We start from the raw sequence: 23891 nt of genomic DNA, 5'->3' as shown, positions 1-23891 counted from the left end.
TTAAATAAAATAAAACATCACCTTTGTTCCGTTGTGAAAACATATTCATGGCATAAAAATTCATAAAATGAAAAATAATGCAGAATTACAAACCGACGTTCAAAACGCCATCAAATGGGAACCTTTGTTACATTCAGCTGAAATTGGCGTTACAGCCAAAGATGGAATTGTTTCTTTAACGGGAGTAGTTGATAGCTATGCAAAAAAAGTAGAGGCTGAAAATGCCGCTAAAAAAGTGCTTGGTGTGAAAGCTTTGGTTGAAAAAATTGAAGTAAAATATCCAAGTCATTTCACTAAAACCAATGTGGAGATTGCAGAGGAGGTATTGACAGCTTTGAAAGCCAACTGGTCTGTTCCAAAAGACAAAGTTACGGTAAAAGTAGAAAATGGTTGGATTACACTAGATGGAGAGTTGCAATGGAACTACCAAAAAGATGCTGCAAAAAACGCGGTAAACTATCTAATGGGTGTTAGAGGTGTTACTAACAACATCAAAATCAAAGCAGAAACGCACGATGAAATCGAAAAGAAAACTGTAGAAGACGCTATAGCAAGAAATTGGAATGTTGATGACACAGACTTAAGTGTTTCAGTTACAGGAACTACGGTAACTTTGACAGGCACAGTGAACTCTTGGTACGAAAAAGAAGAAGCAGGTAGAATAGCTTGGAACACGCCTGGTATCTGGCATTTGGAAAATGACTTGGTGGTTGATTATGAATATGCTTTACTTTCATAAAAGCTAAAAAAACGGTGAAGGGATTTTCCTTTCATCGTTTTTTTTCAAAAAAATAAAGCATTTTTTAATTTCTATCTGTTCAAATTTCTATAATCCGAAAAGTTTAAGTGACCATACACCTAAAAACTATTTCATCATAAAACAAATTCTTCAAATCAATAAATAGCCCATATTTTTAAAGTATTTTTTCCCATTTCAAATTCATCCCCTACGTTTTTACCTTTAAGGTTATTAAAAATTGCAGCTTCTTTGGTGATGCAGAAGACCTCTTTCTCTTCAAAACTGAAATGAGGAATGGAAAGTCCCACAAAAAACAAAGTCGTGCTCGTTTCTATAATAGCTCCTTCTTCCACTGCAGTATGTTCTTTTGTTTTTTCAGTCAAAACTATCTTGTGTGCCCTTTCTGCCTCGTTCAGCATCTGTTTAAACCGCATCTGCAAATCTTTGGCCTCAGTTTGTCTCGCAAAATCGTCAGGATCTAAGGTGTCATTTTCGTCCAAATCTGACGCCAAATGAAACCGATTAACCGAATTTTTAAGATTTTCGATCACTTTATTATGCTCTTCGATTATTCTATTTAAAATATTCCCTCTTTTCATTGTACCGTTTATTGATTCTATAACGAATATAAACTACCTGCAACCAAATAAATATGATATAAATCCTATGCAAAACAAACTTATAACTCCTATTTGGCGGTTTAATATTTGTATAATTAAAAAAGTTGAGCTTAATCAAAATACTTTTCAGCAAAGATTTGTTAAGAAAACTAACATTTGTAATTTTAAGGAAAATCGATTTACACTTTATAAAAAAAAGCTTAAGCCATTAAAGGCAAAGGGATTAAGTATTGAAAAGAAATAGTTTTATTAATAAAAGCTCTGAAAAACAATTCTTACTATACGCATAAATAGCAGTTCAATATTATTACAAAAGAGATTTAATAAAATAAAACCAAGTTAAAATAGAATTTACTCAATGATTATAAACGATTTTATCCCAACCACAATCATCTAATTATAAGATACTTATACAATATCGAATTGTATTTTATGCTATAAAAAAAACATTAAAACTAAAATGGAAATACTAAAATTGCTAAGTAACTCAAAATTAGAAGCTGCAAAATATTTTGATTTACCTGATGATAAATTAAAGAAATCCTACGGTGAAGGGAAATGGTCAATAAAGGAGATTTTGGTCCATTTAGCTGATGCAGAGAGCGTATTATTAGACAGAATAAAACGTGTAATATCAGAACCAAAACAAGTCATTTGGGCATTTGATCAAAACCTTTGGAGTGCTCATTTGGATTATAAAAATTATCCTTTGCATTTAAGTAAAACTGTATTTTTAGCTAACCGAGAAAACATATTTTATTTAGCAAGTAAATATTATGACAGTTTAGGTACAAAAGAATTTATCCATAGCGAAACGGGCTTAAGAACCCTAAAAGATGAATTTGGCAAAGTTGAATGGCATTGCCAAGGGCACTTGGAACAAATAAAGATAGCTTTAATTTTATAAACTGTAAACTTTTGACACTATTTTGACCGAAGTGTTTTTAACAAAAAAACCGACCCAATTGAGTCGGCTTTCTATTATTTTTTAGCTTTTGGTGCTATTATCACATTTAGTCTTTTTCCTTCTAATTTTGGTGGTGCTTCCGGCTTTCCAAGTTCTTCAAGGGCTGTAACGAAACGCTCAAGGAGCTTAAACCCTTGGTCTTTGAAAACTATCTGGCGACCTATAAACTGCACGTAAGCTTTAACTTTTGAGTTTTCTTTCAAAAAGTTTTCGGCGTGCTTCAATTTAAAGTCAAAGTCATGGTCATCAGTTTGAGGGCCAAATCTGATTTCCTTTATTACAGTTTTTACCTGCTTTGCTTTAAGTTCTTTTTGCTTTTTCTTCTGTTCGTATTTAAATTTAGAATAATCTACGATTCTACAAACTGGTGGTTTAGAATTCGGTACTATTTCTACTAAATCTAAATTTTGCTCACGTGCTATTTCTACGGCTTTCATGAAAGGATAGACACCTACCTCAATATTTTCTCCCACTAGTCTTACCTCCGCAACTCCTCTTATTTTTTCATTTATCCTGTGTTCGTCTTCTTTTCTAACCGGTGGACGATACGGTTTTTTCATGTTTTTTGCCATATACGAATTTAAATGTTAGATTTTGAGCTATTTAGCACTCAAAATTTCATCAAATTTATTATTTAGTTTTCAATTATTTCCAAACTTTGGAATATTTTTATTTATTTCTGCTTTAGCAAATGCCACAAATTCCTCCAAAGTGAAACTTCCTAGGTCACCTTCGCCTTTTTTTCTCAATGAAACTCGACCTTCTGCCGCTTCTTTTTCACCAATTATTAACATCAAAGGTACTTTAGCAACTTCCGCATCCCTAATTTTTCTACCTATTTTCTCAGATCTATGGTCCACATAGCCTCTAATGTCTTCTTCTTGCAGGCTCAGAAACATTTCGTTGGCGTAATCTTCATATTTTTCAGAAATCGGTAGAATCGCAATCTGCTCTGGTGAAAGCCAGAATGGAAAATTACCAGCTGTATTTTCAATCAATATTGCTATAAATCGCTCCATCGAACCAAACGGTGCACGATGTATCATAACAGGTCTATGCTTCTGATTGTCAGCTCCAGTATATTCCAGTTCAAATCTATTTGGTAGTTGATAGTCTACTTGTATAGTACCTAATTGCCATTTACGACCCAGAGCATCTTTTACCATAAAGTCTAACTTAGGACCATAAAACGCCGCCTCTCCATATTCAACTACGGTTTTTAGACCTTTTTCGTCTGCCGCTTTTATAATTGCTGACTCGGCTTTGTCCCAATCTTCATCAGAACCGATATATTTTGCACGATTGTCTTTACTTCTTAGTGAAACCTGGGCACTGTAATCATCAAATCCTAGGGATTTAAACACATACAATACCAAATCTATCACTTTTTTAAACTCATCCTCTACTTGATCATTTGCACAGAATATATGGGCATCGTCTTGCGTAAATCCTCTTACTCGAGTCAAACCATGTAACTCACCGCTTTGCTCATAGCGATACACTGTACCAAACTCTGCCAAACGTAAAGGCAAATCCCTATAACTTCTCGGTTTAGACTTATATATCTCACAGTGGTGAGGGCAGTTCATCGGTTTCAACATAAACTCCTCTCCTTCCTCTGGCGTTTTTATCGGCTGGAAAGAATCTTCGCCATATTTCTCCCAGTGCCCTGAAGTTACATATAAGGCCTTGCTACCTATGTGTGGCGTAACTACCGGTAAATATCCAGAACGTAATTGTGCCTTTTTTAAGAAATTCTCCAACCTCTCACGCAACATAGCACCTTTTGGCAACCACAAAGGTAAACCTTTGCCTACTTTATCAGAAAAAGTAAAGAACTCTAACTCAGCACCTAACTTACGGTGATCTCTTCTTTTAGCTTCTTCTAACAGTGTTAGGTATTCTTCCAGTTCCTTAGCTTTAGGAAACGTAACACCATATACTCTGGTGAGCATTTTGTTGTTTTGATCACCTTTAAAATAAGCTGCGGCGGCATTCATTATTTTGGCTGCTTTTATATATCCAGTGTTAGGAATATGTGGTCCACGGCACAAATCAGTAAAGTTACCTTGCTTATAAAGTGTGATATTTCCGTCTTCAAGCCCTGACAACAAATCCAATTTATATTCGTCGCCTTTGTCTCCAAAATACTTCTCAGCATCGGCTTTAGAGATAGGAATACGTTGAAATTCGTTCTTCTGACGAGCTAATTCCAACATTTTGTCTTCAATCATCTTAAAGTCATCAGACGAAATGCTTTTATCACCAGTGTCAATGTCATAATAAAAACCATTTTCTACTGGAGGACCAACCCAAAACTTTACCCCTGGGTACAATGCCTCTAAAGCTTCAGCCATAAGGTGTGCTGAAGAATGCCAAAACGTGGATTTGCCTTCGGTATCGTTCCAAGTTAAAAGTTGCAAGTCTGCATTATGCTCCATAGGCGTATTCAAATCAACAACTTGCTGATTTACTTTGGCAGCCAAAACGTTGCGAGCCAAACCTTCGCTTATAGACAATGCCACTCCCATGGGAGTAGTTCCTTTTTCGTATTCTCTTATGCTGCCATCAGGCAATGTAACACTGATCATATTTTCTTTAATTTCTCGTGGTATCTTTTCCAATAGTGACTGGTCCTCTTTTTTGAATTTTTTCGATATTTCCAATGTCAAAAATCCGCCTTTGAGGTTCTTCTTTTACTTCTAATTCTTTTTTCTTAGGTCGACTGTATAGCTGTTGAGCGTTAGTATAAGCGTTAGCCTTTGATTCAATTGTATAATTTATTCTTGAAAGTTCCGCTATCAAAACTTTATTATCAGGAAATTTTTCAAGGCCATTTTCTAAATAAGTCTTTGCATTTGAAAATCTTTCCTGCTCTTCATAACAGATCGCCGCCTTTTTAACTGCATCAACACTTTCTGGCATACCTTTACTCCATTTGTCGTAAATTAAAAACGCAGAAGCATAATTTTTCTTCCTAAAATATATATCCCCAACCTTTTCTAAAACATCATATCTAGAAGGTTCCAACCTCAAAAAGCTTTGATACACTTTAGTTGCACTGTCCAGAGCTCCAGCATTGTGAAGAATCTGTGCTTTATTATAAACCAATTCTTTTTTCGAAGGAAACCTCTTCAAAGCTTTTTCATTATAAATCAGAGCAGAATCAATCAATAGCTTTTTGTTATAAATTTTTATCAAAGCATCATAACTCTCAAAATCATGCGGTTTAAGACTCAAGGCTTTTTTATAATTGTTAATAGCCGTAAGTGTATCGTTCTGATTAGCATAATACAAACCTCGTACCAAAAATAGGTCAGAATTGTAAGGGTATATTTCAGCTGATTTTTGAATATATTGTTGAGCAGCTTTAAAGTTCTTGGCCTTTATATTTAGCTCAGCTAAAAGTGCAAACAAATCAGGAGCATCAAATCCTTGACTTTCAGAGTCCAAAGCTGTCTTTAAAGCATTTTTATCTTTTAAAGCATTTTGAATCTTAGCTTTTTGAAATAATATCAATCCAGAGTTAGGATTTAATCTTTCAGCTCGTGTAATATCAACCAATGCATCTTGATAATTTTCTAAACTAAATTGAAGCTTAGCTCTTTTAAAATAATTATCATAATCACTTGGATTGTTTTTAATAGCATCAGAAAGTATACTTAACGCAGCCAAATGTTGGTTTTCCTTATTTTGTTTTTGGGCTACAGGTATATTAAATCCTTCGCGGGAATGGTCTGCACAAGACAGGGTGAGCAACATCACAAAAAACAAAACAATCCGCATTGGAGGAAATTGAAAAATTAAAACACAAAAATCCGAATTTTTTAACAAAAAGGGAAAGAAAAGCTAGCAAACTTTCATTAAAAGAGTGTTTTTAACCAAATCTTTTTTATCAGTCACTTATTCCAGAGGCTATTTTTGTCAAATAGATGGTTTTACGTACTTGGGTAAAAGTAGAATTCTGGTTCTTTTTTTTCTTTTTAAAGGGTCCCTTTTTTTCGAGTTTTAAAACTTCGATTTTATTTTTTGCACCATTTGCTACAAAATAGTTGTCATACCAAAATCTAACTTCCTGATAAGCTGGCAAATAAGATTGATTTGAAACAGATTTATCTTCATCGCTCAATTTGTATAGAATTGGTTTTGTGCCAATGTTGAAATTTCTCGCTGCCAAGTCGCCTTTAATGCAATAAGCGACCGCTCCAGCACTATTAAAACTCAAAGTTTGACGAAGCTGAGTGCTTGATTGTTTAATGTCTATTTTATTTGTATTTAAGAGTTCTCCATTTGGCTTAATGTTGGCAACAAATCCAGTCAAATAAGTATAGCCTGCCAATAAAGTCTGGGTTCTAGAACTAGGTCTACCAAAACTAATGCCTCTGGTAGCAGCTGAAGATGAAGAATATGCATCTGAAACTTGCCTTGATTGAAATTCTGGTTTGAAAAAAACTCCTCCGACACTAAAAAAACCATCATTTTCTACTGGGAAGTGCATCAAAAACCTATAATCTTTGAGCAGCTTTTTCAGTTCATCTCTATTAGAATCGGTATTCCCATACAAAAATCTGGCATATGAAATAAAACTTGGTGTAGAGATTTCACTTTGATTTCTAAAGGCTATAAATAAACCGTTGTCACCCGTTTTATTTTGATAAGTCCCCGAAATCAATTCTCGTCCATCCAACATCGTTAAACTTTTTGCCGTCATTGGGAAGTTTCCAGACTTCTGAGTTATCTTACTAATATTCAAAACCTTACCACTTGTATCAAAGTCAGCTATTGCCAGATAAGCATCTTTAACATATTCGCCTTTTTTCCGTTTTGGGTTAGAATATGCCAGTTCTTTAACAGACCAAATGGTTTTTATCAAATTACTTTTTTCCACAAATTTCAAATCCTGCAATACGACTTTTCCTCTAATGTCAATTTCTATTACCTTTCCCTCTTCTGATTCAAAATCAAAAGAATAAAATCCGGCACCTTTTGTAGTAGCTCCAGCCATCAAGATTTTATTTTTCAAGAAAATATAGTTTTGGTCATCAAAAAACTCCCTTACTTCAAAACCCTTGTTTTGATATTTCCCTGTAGCCAAATCAAATATATACACTTGATAATACATGCCTCGTGTTTCTCGAAAAAGAAAAGTAATCTGTTCTTTATCAAAAGAATAGGAAGTTGGAGATCGCTCTACGTCTAAAAAAATATCCGTTTCCCATTTTTTATTCAAGTCCGCGTCAAACATCACTACTTTGGCTTTGGTTTGGTCGGTTTTGGTAAGCAATAGCATCCCATCCTTTCCGAAGGGAATAATAGTTTGCCAAGATGGGCGGCCTACCACCTCTATTTCAACATTTTGAATTATTTGAGCTGATAAACTTGTAGAAAACAGAAAGAATAGAAAAAAAACTCTCATTGAGCTATTTTTTGGATAAAACAAGTTTGCTTAAAGTTTGAGCCAGAGTTCTTGACAACACCCCAATTGAAGAAATAATTATCAAACCAATGTTCGTAATTTTCAAACTCTGCTTTTTTGTTTTTTTGTAAAAAATCTTGGCTTTTTTTATCTACTGTTTCTGAATTGACCAAAACCCCATTACTTGCAAACTCTTTGATATTGAGTTTGTCTAAATTGGTATACGAAAGAAAAGTATTTGCTCCTGCATTACTCACTTTTAAGTGAGGTATCAAATTATAATATTTTAGATTTTTATACTGCACCGAATTATCCCAGACCAAATCTCCATTTTTATTCAATTCTATTACAACTCCTTCAATATATCTAAATCCATCAAATGAAGACGACCCTCTGCTTCGGTAACCCCACATAGACGGACTGTTCATCCAATAATAACTGTTTAAGTACTGCCTGCCCCAAATTGACGCAGGGTAAAAATATGACCCTCCATAAAAAGGGGAATTGAGAGAATTATTCCTAAATTCAGGCACAAAAACCTCTGAAGAAATCAAAAGATTATCACCATTGGGAATCAATTCGTTGATATGTAATCTATAGTTAAAGTTATACTCTGAACCTTTCTCTTTTTTCTTTTTTACTTGTTTTTCAAGTTTTTCTTTTTGGCGTTCGTTTAGGAAACCAAAAAAGTTTTGAAATTTATCGAAACTATAATATTTTATATTTTTAATATTTTCTAAATCAGCCACATAAATACCCTGCGAATTCTGATAATCATCATTATTGCTTTTTCCGATTCCATAGTTCCCAACCAATAATCTTCTATCTGAAGAATCAAAATATTTGGCAGAAAGAAAAGCATAATTACTTGAGCCAAGTATTGGTGTAGATTTAATGATTTTTCCAGAAAACTGATATTCTCTGAAAATTATTTGTGTAGTTTTCTTTTGCTTATTCATGTAAGTAATCACCACACTATTATTGGTCAAATTCATAGACTGAATCTGAGTTTCTCCTTTGAGATTACTCGAATAGTACTTTGGAGTTGTATTTTCGTTTTCAATAAAAATCAAAAAAGGCTCATTTTTTACTGCACCACCTACACATATTCCTCTATCTGAAGCTACAAATTGTCCAAAGTTAAAACCTGAAACCGTCCGAATTTCAAACCTTTGAACGGCAGCAAAAGAAGTGGAAATCTTTAATAGTTGATAATTGATAGAATTTTTCTGCTCAAGTAAAATATACAAAAACTTACCATCATAAAACTCATCCAAGAAATTCATTTTAGAAGACAAATCAGTATCCACGTCCCACAAGACATTTAAATCTCTATCTATTTTCTTGATTTTAAGCAAACCTGATGAAGATTTATCTAAAAGTATCAATCCATTTTGTTTCAGATTGACAATCCGTACTTGGTTGCTTGAGCCAGCTATACCAATTTCTAATAGATTCTGAGCGTTAAGGCTCAAAACACTCAAAACACAAAATACAAAAAGTCTAATTCTCATTTGCTAAAGCTAATATTCTATCAAATTCCTCAACTTTTACAGGGACAACAGAAAGCCTCGAAAGCTTTACCAATGCCATGTTTTGTAGAATTGGGTCTGATTTTATTGTTTTTAAAGTCACAGTTTTGGGTAATTTTTCTACGGGCTCAAGATCCACTACCACCCATCTTGGATCCTCGGCAGTTGGGTCAGGATAATGTTCTTTTGCTACTTTTGCTATTCCAACTACTTCTAATCCAACATTAGAATGATAAAAAAGCACTAAGTCCCCCTTTTTCATTGCTATCAGATTTAACCTAGCTGCATAATTTCGTACACCGTCCCACATGTCGCCACCTTTACTAACGAAAAAATCCCAAGAAAATTTATTCGGCTCCGACTTTACTAACCAATAATTCATAACAAATATTTTAAAGTTCTATATCTATGTCGTCTTCGTTGATAAACTCCACCTTCCAAGTGTGATCAGCCATCAAAAAAACCTTGGCTAAAAATCTAGAAAATGGAAACTTCCTCCCCCACTCGCCAGGCCCAACCATCGATAACACATCGCCTCCGTCATTTCTTTCATACAGAAAATAGTTGTGATTGATGATTGGCTCAAAACTCATCTGAGCATCATATATACGTTCTGAAACTTCTATTCGATTATTTATTTCTTGTGCTTGTTTGCCCAATAGCTCAATCTGACGGTAAATTTTATGGAGTGCGTCCTGGGTTTGCTGCCGCATAGCCATCTGTGCCTTGCCTTTTACTTTGCCCATATCTTCAGGCTTGATTACCGCACTTCCAGCAGTGTGTGCGTAGCCGATTAAACCAGGATTGGTTGCTACATTTTTCTTATCTAATGCGTCGCTCACGTTTTGTTTTTTATTTGTTAAACCTAAAAAAAACGCAAATGTTTTCTTTAAAATGTAAAAATAGGGAATCTTTGATGAAGCAAAAATTAATATTTTTGGAATATTATTTAACCTTTCATTAATTTTTTACGTAGCTATTATTTTATCTTTACAAAAATCTAAAATACTAAAAACAATGACAGAAACTGAAAAGACAAACACAATTGACAGAAAAGACTTTATGAAGCAAGTAGGTCTTGGTTTTGGAGCTATTATGCTCATGAACTGCCTTCAAAGTTGCGGTGAAACCGAAATCCCTGACCCAAACCCTACAGGAAATGGAGACGTATTAGATTTTTCGATAGATATAACTGCATCTGGAAATACCGCATTGCAAACTAAAGGCGGTTTTTTGGTTGTTGCGAGTAAAAAGGTAATCATTGCTCGTACATTAAACGATACATGGATTGCCGTTTCGTCGGCATGTACACATGAAGGTACTACAGTTAATTACCGTTCTGCTTCAAATGATTTTTTATGCCCTAATCATGGGTCAACGTTTAGCTCAGTTGGTGCTGCCACTAAATCACCAGCTACTTCAGCTCTAAAAAAATACAATGTAACGTTCACCGCAAACTCAAATACCGTGAGGGTTTTTGGATAATATATGCTTTACATTTCTAAAGATGCTGAAATAATAAACACAGAAAGTAATAATCTGTATTACAAAAATGCGATTGACATTTACGAAAAGTGGCAAAATGGCAAAATAGAATTCAGTATAAAAACCTCTGGATCTACTGGTAAGCCTAAAGTTATTGTTTTAGATAGAAAACGTATAGAAGCTTCAATAGAATTGACAAAAAACAAGTTTAACTTAAATGAGGGAGACTTGTTTTTTTGTTGTTTAAATATTGAAAACATTGCAGGTTTGATGATGATGCTAAGGGCATTTTATCTAAATGCAGAGGTTTTAATAGTTGAGCCAAGCTCACAACCTTTCGAAAAACTCAAAAATCTAGCTTATCTTTTAACAAACAATAGAGGTCGAAATTTCTTCGCTTTTGTGCCGCTTCAATTGCAAAACCTAATTCAAAATGAGGGGGATTTGGCTATTTTGAAAACAGCAAAGGCAATATTGGTAGGCGGTGCTGCTGTAAACGAAAAATTAAAAAAAGAAGTCCAGGAAGAATATTTACCTGTTTTTGAAACTTACGGCATGACGGAAACCATAAGTCACATTGCCACTAAAGACTTCAGAAAAAATGAAGATTTTTTTAGAATCCTGAAAGGAGTTTCTATTGAAATAAACGAACAAAATTGCCTAAAAATTAAAGCCAAATCAACTGGAAATGAATGGATTCAGACCAATGATGTAGTAGAATTAAAAAACAAGAGTAGCTTTATTCTCAAAGGCCGAATTGATAATATCATCAATAGTGGTGGATTAAAAATCCAATTAGAAGAAATCGAACGTAAAATTTCACAGAATTTTGATTTTAAAAATAGGTTTTTCTGTTTTGGAATACCTGATGAAAAACTTGGGCAAAAACTCATATTAATAATGGAATCGAAAGAAAATATACTTGAGAAAAGTCAGCTATCAGCTATTTTCACTAAATTTGAGGTTCCAAAAGAGATATATTTCATAGAAAAATTCTTTGAAACATCTTCTGCGAAATTAGACAAACTGAAAATCATCCATGAAATCCTTGGTTCTTAGATTCCAAACCTCTGCTCTCGTTCCTGCACCCTATGCACATGCTATTGAGCTTTCTTTAAATCTTAAAAATGACAGTCTAGCTTATGTTTTTGAAATGGAATATCTGGACAGAAGCCAACTAAGCGAAGACGAAATCTACGAAGAAGGCTTCACGATGGAAGATGATTATAAGCTTGAAGGCGAACTCCCGAAGGTGTGGGCAGAAGAACTAAAATCTCTTATTGAAAAAACAGAAAAGACATTTCTTGAGGAACTCGAAGACGAGCAAGAATTTTGGGATATAGAAGTAGAAAAAACTAATTTTTACCCTAAAAACCATCCACAGTGGAAAGCATTCTTAGAAGAATTTCAACAAGCAGTAATTGAGCAAAACAAACTCGAAAATCCATTACAAATCACAGTATTAAGGATTGATAATGAACTAACTAACACATTTAATATAAAAGGTTTTTTTGAAAACAAAACCTTAGCTATTTCTAAAAATGGAGAAGAAAAATCATTGCCTTGGCAAAAACTAAAGCCTTTATTAAAAGACTATTACTCAGCTGAATTTGATTTTGAAAAAGCAACGGAAAAATTCCCAAAAAAAACGGGTTTGTTTATAAATTTTGGAGATGAGTGGTGGTTTGAATTGGGAAAATCTATTCTTACTAAACCTTCAAAAATTACTTCGTGGCTCGAAAATTAAGCATAAAATCTATTTCGGCTTTCAAGCTATCTACTTTAGATTGAACACTTTCTAATGAAATTTCGGGCAGCGGCATAGATTTGCTAATAAAACTTATCGGTTTCCAGATTTCCTTTATGTCAGAAACTTTAAATTCTTCACTTGAAACACCAGACTTGTCCGAATTAGTTAACAAAACACCTTTTAATCTTATCTGATTATAAACTCTGCGATATTTAAACCCAGAAGAAGTACTCACCAAAAGATGATTTTCGCCTTCAACAATATCCTCAAAATTCAATATTTTTTCGACAATCAAAACACAGTTTTCCATCAAAAAATCCTGCGGAGCATCAAAAGCCCAAAGGTTATCTTGCGTAAAAAAAGGTAGTTGTAAACTTGGCAAATTCTCAGAATACTGTGAAAAATCATTTCCAGAAATATATTTGTCAAACAAACTAGCCTTGATGTATTTTATTCCTTTTCCCCTAGTTTCCTGACTTTTTACTGGCTCAAATAGACTTGGCTGTACGGTTGGCAATTCCCTTTGGGTATTTTGAAAAACGGACTTTCGCTCTATTGGATATTGTTCAGAAGTATGAAGAACTGAATTATTATCTCTATGCCGATTAAATTCTTTCTCGTAGGAATAATTGATCAGTTGGTCTAAGGTAATACCAAAAACCTTGGAAATTCTATTGAGGTTATCTGCAGGCGGAATCGCCCTGTTTTCTTCATAAGCACCAATTAATGAACGTTTTATACCCAAAACCTCCGCAAATTTCTCTTGGGTCATACCCATTCGTTTGCGTAGAATTTTGATATTTTCGTTTACTAAAGGCATAAAAAAATCAGATATTTTTTCTAAAAATACAAAAAACTATAAAGTCTCAATCACAAAATTATGATTGGTATAAATACAAATGTCAGCAGCTATAGTCAATCCTTCTCTGACCATTTCCTCAGCTGTAAGATGAGGTGCGTGTTTTTTCAAAGCCAAGGCAGCAGACTGTGCATACATACTTCCAGAACCAATTGCAGCCACTTGATTATCAGGTTCTAAAACATCACCAGTACCTGATATTACCAACATTTCCTCAGCATTGGCAACTATCATCATGGCTTCAAGTTTACGCAAATACCTGTCAGTTCTCCATTCTTTGGCCAATTCTATAGCTGCTCGTTTTAAGTTTCCGCCGAATGAATTTATTTTTTCTTCGAATTTCTCTATTAAAGTAAATGCATCAGCAGTAGAACCTGCAAAACCTGCTACTATTTTTCCACCAGCCAATCGCCTGATTTTTTTAACGTTTGATTTTGCTACGGTATTTCCCATAGTAGCCTGTCCATCAGCACCTAATGCTAACTGACCGTTATGCAAAATCCCTAATACCGTCGTTGATTTGATCTGTGCCATTCTTGGATATAAAAAGAAATCCCTCCGTATTAGGGAGGGATTAAAATAAGATTTAAACTAATAGTTTATAAGGTTGCTCTAAGAGCTCTTTTAAAGTCACTAAAAATGCTGCTCCTGTGGCACCGTCCACTACACGATGATCACAAGTTAAAGTTACTTTCATAACGTTTGTTGCATAAAACTGTCCATCTTTTACAGCAACAGTTTCTTTTATTCCTCCAACTGAAAGTATACATGATTCATTTTTCGGATTGTTAATAATTGAAGTAAACTGCTCAATGCCAAACATACCCAAATTACTCACTGTAAATGTATTACCTTCCCAATCAGCCGGTTGAAGTTTACCACTTTTGGCTTTTCCTCCAAGGTCTTTGGTAGTAGCTGCTAAAACAGAAAGAGGCAATGTATCGGCAAATCTAATTACCGGCACTATCAATCCTTCGGGAATTGCGACCGCCATTCCTATATGTACATGGCTATTTTTTCTGATACTATCTCCTCTCCATGATGAATTCACGTTGGGGTGTTTTCTAAGAGCAACTCCACATGCTTTCAATACCATGTCATTGAATGATATTTTAACTGGCGAGGCCTCGTTCATAACAACACGAGCTTCCATGGAGTTATCCATGTTTATTTCCATAGTCAACGAGAAATCAACCGCCGTTGACTGCGAATCAGCCAAACTTCTTGCTATAGCTTTCCTCATTTGTGTCAAAGGAATCTCCTCGAAACTTTCAACTCCAGATGGAGCAGCTATTGCAGCGGCGGCTTGAGCAGCAGGTTTTGCAGAAGGAACGTAATTATCTACGTCCGCTTTTACAATTCTTCCACCTTCACCAGATCCTTTTACACTATTAATATCTATCCCTTTTTCTTTTGCTAAACTCTTAGCCAATGGTGATGCTAAAACACGACCATCTGCATTATTTACAACTATTTCTTCTACTTTCGGAGCAACAGGTATAGCTACTTCCACTTTTGGAGCTGCACTTGGTGCTGCTACTACAGGAGCTGCTTCTACTTTAGGGGCTGAACCAGCATTATGTGCTTTCAATAAAGTTTCGAAATCAGCATCTTTTTCTCCAATGATAGCAATTACAGAGTTAACTGGAGCCGCTTCACCTTCTTTTACACCAATATATAACAATACACCTTCGTCATAAGCTTCAATCTCCATTGTGGCTTTGTCGGTCTCGATTTCGGCCAACATATCCCCTGATTTTACTGTATCGCCAACTTTTTTCAACCATTTATGAATCACGCCTTCTGTCATGGTATCACTCAAAAGCGGCATTGAAACTATTGCAGCTTTAATGTTTGAGGTATCAATAGCAGGACTCGCCACAGCAACTGGTGCGGCAGCAACTTCAGCAGCAGGCGAAGCAACAGCAGGTGCCGACTCTCCACTAATTAATGAAGAATAATCCTCACCAGCAGCACCAATTACAGCTATAATAGCATCAATCGGAACCGCTTGACCTTTCTCAACGCCAATAAATAATATGGTGCCATCGTAATACGACTCCATATCCATAGTGGCCTTATCTGTTTCTACCTCTGCTAAAATGTCACCTGATTTTACAACATCTCCCACTTTCACATTCCATGCGGCTATTACGCCTTCTTCCATGGTATCGCTCATTTTGGGCATTCTGATAACTTCTGCCATAATTTGTTTTTTTGCTTAGAATTATATGTTTAAGTATTTTAGGCTAAAGACTAAACTCTTTTGTAGCCCAAAGTTCCCAAAAATCTTTCTGAAATTTATGTTTTTTTGATTTTTTATTCCTCCTTCACCTTAAATATCGCTCTAAAATAGGCAAAAATCTAAGATTTGGAACAAAACTCTCAATTATCCATTTATTTTTAGAACTGCCATAAATGCTTCCTGCGGAACCTCCACATTACCTATCTGACGCATTCTTTTCTTACCTTTTTTCTGTTTTTCAAGTAATTTTCTTTTTCTACTTATATCACCGCCATAACATTTGGCTGTAACGTCCTTTCTCATGGCCTTCACAGTTTCACGGGCTATGATTTTAGCTCCAATAGCTGCTTGGATTGCGATTTCGAACTGTTGACGTGGCAAAAGCTCTTTTAATTTTTCACAAAGTTTTTTGCCCCAATCGTAAGCTTTATCTCTATGTACAATTGCCGATAGGGCATCAACTGGGTCTCCGTTAAGCAAAACGTCAAGCTTTACCAATGCTGATTCACGATAGCCAATTAAATGATAATCCAAAGAAGCATAACCTCTTGAAATAGTTTTTAATCTATCGAAAAAGTCAAAAACAACCTCAGAAAGTGGCATGTCGAATGACAATTCAACACGAGTGGCTGTAAGGTAAACTTGATTTTTAACTTCTCCCCTTTTTTCCATACAAAGCTTCATAATTGGCCCAACATAGTCAGAGGCGGTTATGATCTGTGCAGCAATATAAGGCTCTTCTACTGAGACTATCAAATTTGGATCGGGCATTTCTGAAGGAGCAGAAACTTGAATTGTCTCCCCTCTCCTAGTTTTTACATTGAAGCGAACCGAAGGAACAGTAGTAATAACTGTCATGTCAAATTCACGTTCTAAACGCTCTTGGACAATCTCCATGTGGAGCATACCCAAGAATCCACAACGGAATCCAAAACCTAGAGCAGCAGAAGTTTCTGGCTCCCAAATCAAAGAGGCATCATTAAGCTGCAACTTATCCATTGACTCTCTAAGTTCCTCAAAATCAGTAGTATCAACTGGATAAATACCTGCAAAAACCATAGGTTTCACCTCTTCAAAACCTTGAATTTGTTCGGTAGATGGCCTGTCTGTATGGGTTATCGTATCACCTACTTTAACTTCTTTGGCAACTTTAATACCTGAAATCAAATAGCCTACATCACCACATTCAATAACATCTTTTGGTTGTTTTTTAAGTTTCAAACTACCAATTTCATCTGCAATATATTCTTTTCCGGTGGCTACAAACTTTACTTTATCGCCTTTCCGAATTGTTCCATTTTTAACCCTAAAAATAACCTCAATACCCCTATAAGAATTGAATACTGAATCAAAAATCAAACCTTGGAGAGGAGCTTTTGGGTCACCCACAGGTGCTGGAACCCTGTTTATAATTGCTTCCAATATATCATCAATACCGATGCCTTCTTTGGCACTCGCTAAAACTATTTTATCAGGATCTATTCCAATCAAATCCACGATTTGATCTTTTACTTCCTCAACCATGGCTCCTGGTAAATCAATTTTATTGATAACAGGAATAATTTCTAAGTCATGGTCAAGAGCCAAAAATAAGTTAGAAATGGTTTGAGCTTCGATTCCCTGAGCAGCATCCACTATTAAAAGTGCACCTTCACAAGCGGCAATTGACCTTGAAACTTCGTAACTAAAGTCAACATGGCCGGGCGTATCAATAAGATTTAACGTATATTTTTCACCATTAAAAAGGTAATCCATCTGTATTGCATGGCTTTTTATAGTAATTCCTCTCTCCCTTTCGAGGTCCATATCATCTAGTAGCTGTGCTTGCATTTCACGAGCAGTTACAGTACCAGTAAACTCCAACAATCTATCGGCAAGCGTGCTTTTTCCGTGATCAATATGGGCTATAATACAAAAGTTACGAATATTTTTCACAAAAAATTATTTAATCGAACTAAAAATCAAGGTGCAAAAATAGCATAAAAAAAGTAGAAAAATTATGGATTGATTTAATATATTTTAGACTAAAAAAGACTATTTCCAAATCCTTTTAAAAGAAGCGTAAATGCCATAATTGTCATAAATAAGGTCGCCATGTTCTATTCCAACATTGAAATTTAATATTCCATGAAGTTTTGGAGCGGGTATTTGGGCTTTTATTCCCATAGAAAATTGATCCGCTATACCCAATTCACCTAATTGGTGATTGCTAGACCCGAAATTCCTACTAAAAGACAATCTAGTTTCTAAATCTATGGAATTAAGCTTGTTATGTATCCCAATATAGCCTGCCTTGATATTGTTATTATTGGAAAACAATTGAACTTGACCATCATCTCTTTTTTCACTTCTAATTTCAGGATTTGGAATTAGAAATGGAGAACCAATTGTAAAACCATTATAAGACCAACCATCAAGATATTGCCCGTGGTTAAAGTAAAAATTCTGATTTCTTCCATAATGCTTGCCTTGAAAACCCAAAAGGCGTAAAAGCCCAGCTCTGTACATACCTTGATTAGTAGTTTGTAGTACCTCTAAAACAACTTTTTGGAAAGGCGTTGTCGAACTTTTAGAAATAAAAGAAATACCATAAAGCCCGTCGTCGATATTGGAAAGACTACTAAAAGTTTGTCCTGTTTCAAAAATTATTTGTTTGTAAAACAGAATCCTCATTCTTTTTAGATTCAAATCTCCTCCCATATCTATTTGCCCTAGATGATTCCCGAATCGATTTTCGGTATCGTAGGCAGAAATATTAGAAGACGAATCAACTTTGGGATTATTAAATGGAAAAACTATATTTCTGTAAGTGTACCATCCAGTAGGGAATTTACCATTTATAAAACGGGTATCACCTTCAGGAATGTCATATTTTGGCACCCCGCCCCATTGTGCATTGTGCAAAATTCCTCCATAAAGTTTGAGTTTAGAATTTGGCCTGCCTATTCTTCCGTAAAGACTTTTTTGATGTAAATAAAAATTCTTTGCAGATGCCTGATTCCCAAACCAACCGTGGGAATAATGACCTTTTATAGCTAAAAATGGAAAAATAAACTTGGTATATTCAGGAATTGAAAGTTGTATTTCAGGAAGAGGAAGTGAGTTGCCCGACCAAGTGATTGAGCCACTACTAAGTGTAGAATCAACTAATCCATGAATTTGTTTTTTTCGGCCTGCCAATAATGCCAATTTTCCATAATTTATCTGATAATAAGCTTCAGGAATAATTATTTTAGCTTGGGAACCAACAATAGTGACCATATCGACACAAAATTGTTTTTTAAACTTCTTACTACTTGTATCTTTTTTAGATTCAATATTTTGTCGAAAAAGAATAGTATTGTCAGCATTTGGAAACGCTCCAAATTGATTACTTCTAAGCCAAAAAGGAATTTTATTGTTGATGGAATAAAACCCTCCAAGTTCCACAGAATAAGCAATTTTTCGGTTAGATTGAGCATGAATATTCCAAGAAAAGCATAAAATTATGCTCAATAAGGTAAATATTGAATTTTGAAACACTCTCTTCATTCGATACCGTAAATGTTTAAACGGTACAAAAAACAAGGCAAATATCAAGCCAAATTTAAGATAATACCCACTGCATTAGTAATGCGGTGAGATATCCACCGTAAGTGCCAACTGCATACCCCAAAACCGAAAAAACCACACCAATAGGAACAAGAGAAGGATGAAAAGCTCCAGCAACAACACTCGCAGAAGCGGCACCGCCAATATTGGCTTGAGAACCAACAGCTAAAATAAAGAAAGGCGTTCTTAGAATCTTACTAACCAAAACTACAAAAGAAATATGAATCAATATCCAGATAATACCGACTAAAAACAACCATTTGTTTTCTGCAATAGCCAAAAGGTCCATCTGCATACCAATCGAAGCAACCAAAAAATACAAAAACAAACTTCCGATTTTCGAAGCACCTACTGTTTCAAGATTTCGCAATCGAGTCTTTGAAGCGATAATACCAAAAATAGTTATAAAAAATACCACCCAAAAAAAGCTTGAAGTCAAACTAAAACGATTTAAGTCTGGATAGTTTTGTTTAACAAAAGGCGTTATAATATCTGATAAAAAATATGCGATGCCTGTAAAAATAAATGCCACCGAAATCATTTTAAGATAATCGTGAAACTCTGGAATTCTTTGTTGTCCATAGCTCAAATTTGCTACTTTTTGTTTCATTTCTTCTACTATCTGGCCGTCAGCTTTGAGCCATTTGTCCATTTTGGCAGCATTTGCAACGCCAACTAATAAAATAGCCAGAAGTGATTCGGCAACAAGGACATCTACTGCAACTGACTGACTAAAAACATAAGCCGAAGGTTGCAGAATTTCTTTTAAAGCAGTTTGGTTTGCACCTCCGCCAATCCAACTGCCAGCAATAGTACCAAGTCCACGCCACACCTCGTTTGGAGGCCCAAACTGAAAAGTTTCAGGATGAATAAAATTCACAATTAAAACGGCCAATGGCCCACCAATAATGACACCGAATGTCCCTGCTAAAAAAACAATCAAGGCTTTCACGCCCAGCTTTTTTAGCATTTCTATATCCAAACTTAGTGTAAATAAAAACAAACAGGCAGGCAAAAGATATTTTGAAACGAAAGGATAAACTCCCGAATTCTCACCAGAGATAATACCTAAGGTATTGAGTATTCCAGGCAAAAAATAACACAACAAAATTGCAGGAAAAATCTTAAAGAAGCTTTTCAGAAAGGAATTATGACTTTTTGAAAGTTCGAATATGAATAATAAAAGTGCAAATAATATTGCCGTTACTACGGCATCATTTGTAATCAAGGCCTCAGGTTTCATCAAGTTTTTTTTCAAAGATACAAAAACTTGGATTGCTCTAAAAACAAAACACACAATCTACAAAATGAGACTGTGTGTCGCAATTACACTTCATCAACAAACTAAAAACCAAATAATGTCTTGAAATAAAAATTTCTAAGACAAATATGCAAAAAAAGGGCATGAAAAAAAAACAATTTTTATACTTTTCTTTTCCACGCCCATTTAAAGCTGTAGGAGGGGGAGTCGAACCGCCCACGATGCAGTTAGCCAAAGAGCAAAATTTGGTGGTCAACCCCAGTCGGAACTGAAAAAACCCGTTCGGCTTTACTCTTCGTTTATCCTGTTACCATCACCCCCGAGACAGGAGGGCACGGCTGCCAATTTCGTCATCCTACAGTATTATTAAGAACTCTTATTTGTTTGATGTCTCTCTCTAAAACAATGCAAAGATATAGCCAAAAATCGAAACGATAAAAGTTATTCATGAAAATTATAAAATATTAGAATTCTGTTTATTATTTTTGATGAAAAACAGAATAATATTTAAAAAACAAGTTCATAACTCTTCAAAAACTAAATATTTTTCAGATGCAAAAGGAGAACATTGACGAAATAGACCTAAAAATCCTTAGAATATTAACAGAAGACGCGAAGCTTTCTTATGGAGATATAGGAGAAAAGGTTTTTCTGTCGCCCGGAGCCGTGCATACCCGTGTAAAAAAAATGGAGCATTCTGGTATAATTACGGGAAGTAGCATAAGTATTGACATCAAAAAATTAGGCTGGGATATTGCTGCTTTTTTGGGTATTTATTTAGAAAAAAGTGAAATGTATGATGATGTGGCTTTACAATTAAAAATGATTCCAGAGATAGTGAGCATAAACTATACAACAGGAAATTACAGTATATTTGTGAAATTAATGTGTAGAGATACCGCTCATTTACGGAGCGTTTTGCACGATAAAATTCAAAAAGTTCAAGGAATTCAACGGACGGAGACCTTTATTTCGTTAGAAGAAAGTCTTTCCCGATCAGCACCAATTATTTAAAATGAAACGCATTTATTTTTTACTTTTTTGCTTACTTTTCAATGCAAATTTATTTGCACAGTTTCAACCTTCATTAATAGAAGCCAAATTAAAACTACCTCCCAAAAGCAATATTGGCGAAACTTTGATACAAATCGGTGAGACTTTTTTAGGTTTACCCTATGAAGGTGGCACTTTGGAAGGTCCAGAAGAAAAGCTGGTTTGCAAACTTGATGCTTTTGATTGCTATACTTTTGTTGAAAATGTCATGGCAATTAGTCTTGTAAAACGCTCAAATGACGCAACATCAGACAATTATCAAAAAATCCTACAGAATCTTAGATATAGAAATGGCGTAATTAATGGTTATGCTTCAAGAATCCATTATTTCAGTGACTGGGCAAAAAATGCAGAAAAGAACAAATATTTACAAGATTTGAGTCCGATTTTAGGCGTAAAAATGGACAAGAAAATAGATTTTATGAGTAAACACAGAAATCTATATCCTGCATTTGCAAAAGATGAAAAAACATTAGCAGAGATTATTAAAATGGAAGAAAATCTTGCCAAAAAGCAACTTTATTATATCAAAAAAGAAGACTTCCAGACATATGAATCTGCCATAAAGGATGGAGATATTATTGCATTTACGAGCACTATTGCTGGTTTGGATGTGAATCACGAAGGATTTGCTGTTTGGAAAAACGGCAAATTGCATTTTATGCATGCATCATTAGAAAAGAAAAAGATTATCGTTTCAGACGAAACTCTCTATCAGTATTTAATGAGAATCAAAAAAGACTCCGGCGTGATGGTTTTGAGAGTGAATTAATAAAATCATTTCCATTTAATTTCAATAATTTTATCTTTTAATACTACAGTTGAAAACTTTATTTTCTCAGGCTTAACAATTGTTGATTTTCCGTCTAAAAAAACCACAATCTCCTGACTTTCAACATTCTTAGCATTGGTTTTATGAAAAACTACAGCTTTCTCCTCTCCTATTGAGCTAATTTTGTATTTTCCTTTTGCCTTAACTTTTTGTGCAGTTTTTAATTCAAAAAGCTTCCCTTCAAGTTGATTTAAAACCAATCTAGCATCTGGAATACCATAGCCCAGATAATTATTGGGTGAAGCTGTCAAACTTGAGGATTCTTGAAATATCTTCTTTATGTCTGAGGCTTTCAGTTTTGGATTAATTTGTAACATACAAGCTACAAATCCAGTGACAATTGGTGCTGCCAAAGAGGTGCCATTATAGGAATATACTGTTACATCTGGCTTTATAAAACTCACATTTCCAGAGCCTTTGCTACTGTATCCCATTTTCAAACTATTCTCGTCATTGGCACCAACACTTATCACTTCTTCTACATCGCCTGGTGTGGACACTATCCCTCCCCATTTTTTATTTTCACCCTCATTACCAGCTGAAACTATCAATATCATTCCTTTCTCATTTACAGCCATTTGGGCACCTTTTGCTATCACACTTGTATGGCCATTCATGTCATTTGGAGAATAGTTTTCGGCAGGATTGGTAAAACCCAAAGCATAGCCTAAAGAAGAATTTGCCAACCTTACGCCTAGGCTGTCTAACCATTCTATGGCAGCAATCCAATTGTCTTCTTCTATTCTCGACTCTTGCTGCGACGACTCTGTTCTTGCCAAATAATAGTTGCTTTGAAGAGCCAAACCACCTAATTGCTTTTTCTCCCCATCAAAACCACCCACCGCACTCATCACCATGGTGCCGTGTAAATCACCATTGGATTTGCGTTCGTTGAAAAACTCTTTTCTGGGTGGTATGAAAAAATCTTTGTAATCTTTTACTCTATTTTCAGTAAAAATATTTTTAAGAAATGGATTGATATCTGCCTGATAAAAACCGCCATCTATTATACCAATATCGACAGAATCACCGAGAAGTCCTCTCTCCAAAAAAGCCTCCGCATGTATTTGATGCAAAGCATAATTGAGATAAATTCCGTCGTCATATCCGAATTTTTTGTTAGAGGCTAAACTCTGGAAAGCATTGATTCTTTGAATTTTATCTACAAAATCTAATTTTGAAACCAATAGTTTTTGGGAAGAATTTAAATAAACAGAAACCGCGTTAAACCATCTTGAAGTATTTGAAATTTGAATTCCTAAACCCTTGATTTTTTCTAAATCAGTATATTTGGGCCCAAAATCAGAAATTTGGTTTTCACTCAAACCAAGCATTTTCCGATTTGAAAAAGTCTTATCAGAAACAGGATTTACCGATGACAAATCTCTGTTTTTTAAGAAAATCCAATATTTTTCTTGTCCATTGACTTTGAAAAACACCAAAAACATTAAAACCAAAATTCGAGAAAACAATTTACCCAAGTCCTTTTTATTAATTATTATTGCAAATATAAACTATTAACGAATGAGGTACGAAAATAT

General features: G+C 34.9%; 22 protein-coding genes. 7 read left to right on the top strand and 15 right to left on the bottom strand.

All coding sequences use genetic code 11. The features are described 5' to 3' along the window. Positions 1–67 precede the first annotated feature (67 nt). Positions 68–739: a BON domain-containing protein gene (locus tag EGI22_RS12370; RefSeq protein ID WP_255068760.1), complete on the top strand. Its 672-nt coding sequence runs from the start codon at positions 68–70 to the stop codon at positions 737–739. Between the two features lie 155 nt (positions 740–894). On the opposite strand, the gene EGI22_RS12365 is transcribed toward EGI22_RS12370, so the two are convergent. Further along, on the bottom strand, positions 895–1338 hold the full coding sequence (locus EGI22_RS12365) for a hypothetical protein (protein WP_255068758.1): 444 nt from the start codon (positions 1336–1338) through the stop codon (positions 895–897). Positions 1339–1819: 481 nt separating this feature from the next. Between EGI22_RS12365 and EGI22_RS12360 the strand changes: the two genes are divergently transcribed. After that, complete coding sequence (locus EGI22_RS12360) at positions 1820–2266, top strand: DinB family protein (RefSeq protein ID WP_255068756.1); 447 nt, start codon at positions 1820–1822, stop codon at positions 2264–2266. 74 nt (positions 2267–2340) lie between these two features. Here EGI22_RS12360 and infC read toward each other — a convergent pair whose 3' ends face one another. The 7 genes from infC to EGI22_RS12325 all read right to left on the bottom strand — a co-directional run bounded on the left by infC (position 2341) and on the right by EGI22_RS12325 (position 10116). Further along, positions 2341–2886 (bottom strand): translation initiation factor IF-3, encoded by a 546-nt coding sequence (gene infC, locus EGI22_RS12355; RefSeq protein ID WP_255068755.1) that lies wholly within the window; start codon positions 2884–2886, stop codon positions 2341–2343. Positions 2887–2967: 81 nt separating this feature from the next. Continuing rightward, complete coding sequence (gene thrS, locus EGI22_RS12350; protein ID WP_255068753.1) at positions 2968–4917, bottom strand: threonine--tRNA ligase; 1950 nt, start codon at positions 4915–4917, stop codon at positions 2968–2970. Between the two features lie 7 nt (positions 4918–4924). Beyond that, a complete protein-coding gene (locus EGI22_RS12345) occupies positions 4925–6112 on the bottom strand; it encodes a tetratricopeptide repeat protein (RefSeq protein ID WP_255068751.1) in 1188 nt (395 codons plus the stop codon). A gap of 109 nt (positions 6113–6221) precedes the next feature. Beyond that, positions 6222–7742: a hypothetical protein gene (locus tag EGI22_RS12340; protein WP_255068750.1), complete on the bottom strand. Its 1521-nt coding sequence runs from the start codon at positions 7740–7742 to the stop codon at positions 6222–6224. Then, positions 7739–9256 carry a hypothetical protein gene (locus EGI22_RS12335; RefSeq protein WP_255068749.1) on the bottom strand — a complete coding sequence of 506 codons (1518 nt, stop codon included), beginning with the start codon at positions 9254–9256 and terminating at the stop codon, positions 7739–7741. The genes EGI22_RS12340 and EGI22_RS12335 overlap by 4 nt, the downstream gene beginning before the upstream one ends. Continuing rightward, positions 9246–9656, bottom strand: a complete 411-nt coding sequence (locus EGI22_RS12330) for an EVE domain-containing protein (RefSeq protein ID WP_255068748.1) — start codon at positions 9654–9656, stop codon at positions 9246–9248. The genes EGI22_RS12335 and EGI22_RS12330 overlap by 11 nt, the downstream gene beginning before the upstream one ends. Positions 9657–9666: 10 nt before the next feature. Beyond that, the gene (locus EGI22_RS12325; RefSeq protein ID WP_255068747.1) at positions 9667–10116 is read right to left on the bottom strand and encodes a DUF2452 domain-containing protein; all 450 of its coding nucleotides are present in this window, start codon (positions 10114–10116) and stop codon (positions 9667–9669) included. A gap of 175 nt (positions 10117–10291) precedes the next feature. On the opposite strand from EGI22_RS12325, the gene EGI22_RS12320 reads away from it, so the two are divergent. The 3 genes from EGI22_RS12320 to EGI22_RS12310 are packed head-to-tail and all read left to right on the top strand — an operon-like array spanning position 10292 to position 12506. Then, the gene (locus tag EGI22_RS12320; protein ID WP_255068746.1) at positions 10292–10759 is read left to right on the top strand and encodes a ubiquinol-cytochrome c reductase iron-sulfur subunit; all 468 of its coding nucleotides are present in this window, start codon (positions 10292–10294) and stop codon (positions 10757–10759) included. 3 nt (positions 10760–10762) lie between these two features. Beyond that, positions 10763–11818 (top strand): AMP-binding protein, encoded by a 1056-nt coding sequence (locus EGI22_RS12315; protein ID WP_255068745.1) that lies wholly within the window; start codon positions 10763–10765, stop codon positions 11816–11818. Beyond that, positions 11799–12506: a hypothetical protein gene (locus EGI22_RS12310; protein WP_255068744.1), complete on the top strand. Its 708-nt coding sequence runs from the start codon at positions 11799–11801 to the stop codon at positions 12504–12506. The genes EGI22_RS12315 and EGI22_RS12310 overlap by 20 nt, the downstream gene beginning before the upstream one ends. Here EGI22_RS12310 and EGI22_RS12305 read toward each other — a convergent pair. The 6 genes from EGI22_RS12305 to EGI22_RS12280 form a co-directional block, all read right to left on the bottom strand. Beyond that, positions 12484–13329 (bottom strand): helix-turn-helix domain-containing protein, encoded by an 846-nt coding sequence (locus EGI22_RS12305; RefSeq protein ID WP_255068743.1) that lies wholly within the window; start codon positions 13327–13329, stop codon positions 12484–12486. The two genes, EGI22_RS12310 and EGI22_RS12305, sit on opposite strands and share 23 nt — an antisense overlap. Positions 13330–13365: 36 nt before the next feature. Beyond that, positions 13366–13902, bottom strand: coding sequence for an ATP-dependent protease subunit HslV (gene hslV, locus EGI22_RS12300; RefSeq protein WP_255068742.1), 537 nt, complete (start codon positions 13900–13902; stop codon positions 13366–13368). Positions 13903–13954: 52 nt separating this feature from the next. Then, entirely contained in the window at positions 13955–15574 is a 1620-nt protein-coding gene (locus EGI22_RS12295) for a 2-oxo acid dehydrogenase subunit E2 (RefSeq protein ID WP_255068741.1), read from the bottom strand. 183 nt (positions 15575–15757) lie between these two features. After that, positions 15758–17548, bottom strand: coding sequence for a translation elongation factor 4 (lepA, locus tag EGI22_RS12290; RefSeq protein WP_255068740.1), 1791 nt, complete (start codon positions 17546–17548; stop codon positions 15758–15760). A 99-nt stretch (positions 17549–17647) separates the two neighbouring features. Next, on the bottom strand, positions 17648–19144 hold the full coding sequence (locus EGI22_RS12285) for a capsule assembly Wzi family protein (RefSeq protein ID WP_255068739.1): 1497 nt from the start codon (positions 19142–19144) through the stop codon (positions 17648–17650). A 55-nt stretch (positions 19145–19199) separates the two neighbouring features. Next, complete coding sequence (locus EGI22_RS12280) at positions 19200–20447, bottom strand: DUF819 domain-containing protein (protein WP_255068738.1); 1248 nt, start codon at positions 20445–20447, stop codon at positions 19200–19202. Between the two features lie 570 nt (positions 20448–21017). Here EGI22_RS12280 and EGI22_RS12275 point away from each other — a divergent pair. Further along, complete coding sequence (locus EGI22_RS12275; protein ID WP_255068737.1) at positions 21018–21479, top strand: Lrp/AsnC ligand binding domain-containing protein; 462 nt, start codon at positions 21018–21020, stop codon at positions 21477–21479. Between the two features lies 1 nt (position 21480). Beyond that, positions 21481–22290 (top strand): N-acetylmuramoyl-L-alanine amidase-like domain-containing protein, encoded by an 810-nt coding sequence (locus EGI22_RS12270; protein ID WP_255068736.1) that lies wholly within the window; start codon positions 21481–21483, stop codon positions 22288–22290. A 5-nt stretch (positions 22291–22295) separates the two neighbouring features. On the opposite strand, the gene EGI22_RS12265 is transcribed toward EGI22_RS12270, so the two are convergent. Next, positions 22296–23798, bottom strand: a complete 1503-nt coding sequence (locus EGI22_RS12265; RefSeq protein ID WP_255068735.1) for a S8 family serine peptidase — start codon at positions 23796–23798, stop codon at positions 22296–22298. Between the last annotated feature and the right edge of the window lie 93 nt (positions 23799–23891).

The organism is Lacihabitans sp. LS3-19 (assembly GCF_024343575.1).
Lineage (GTDB): Bacteria > Bacteroidota > Bacteroidia > Cytophagales > Spirosomataceae > Leadbetterella.
Note: the sequence above shows the minus strand (reverse complement) of the source record. Positions and strands in the feature narration are given on the sequence as shown.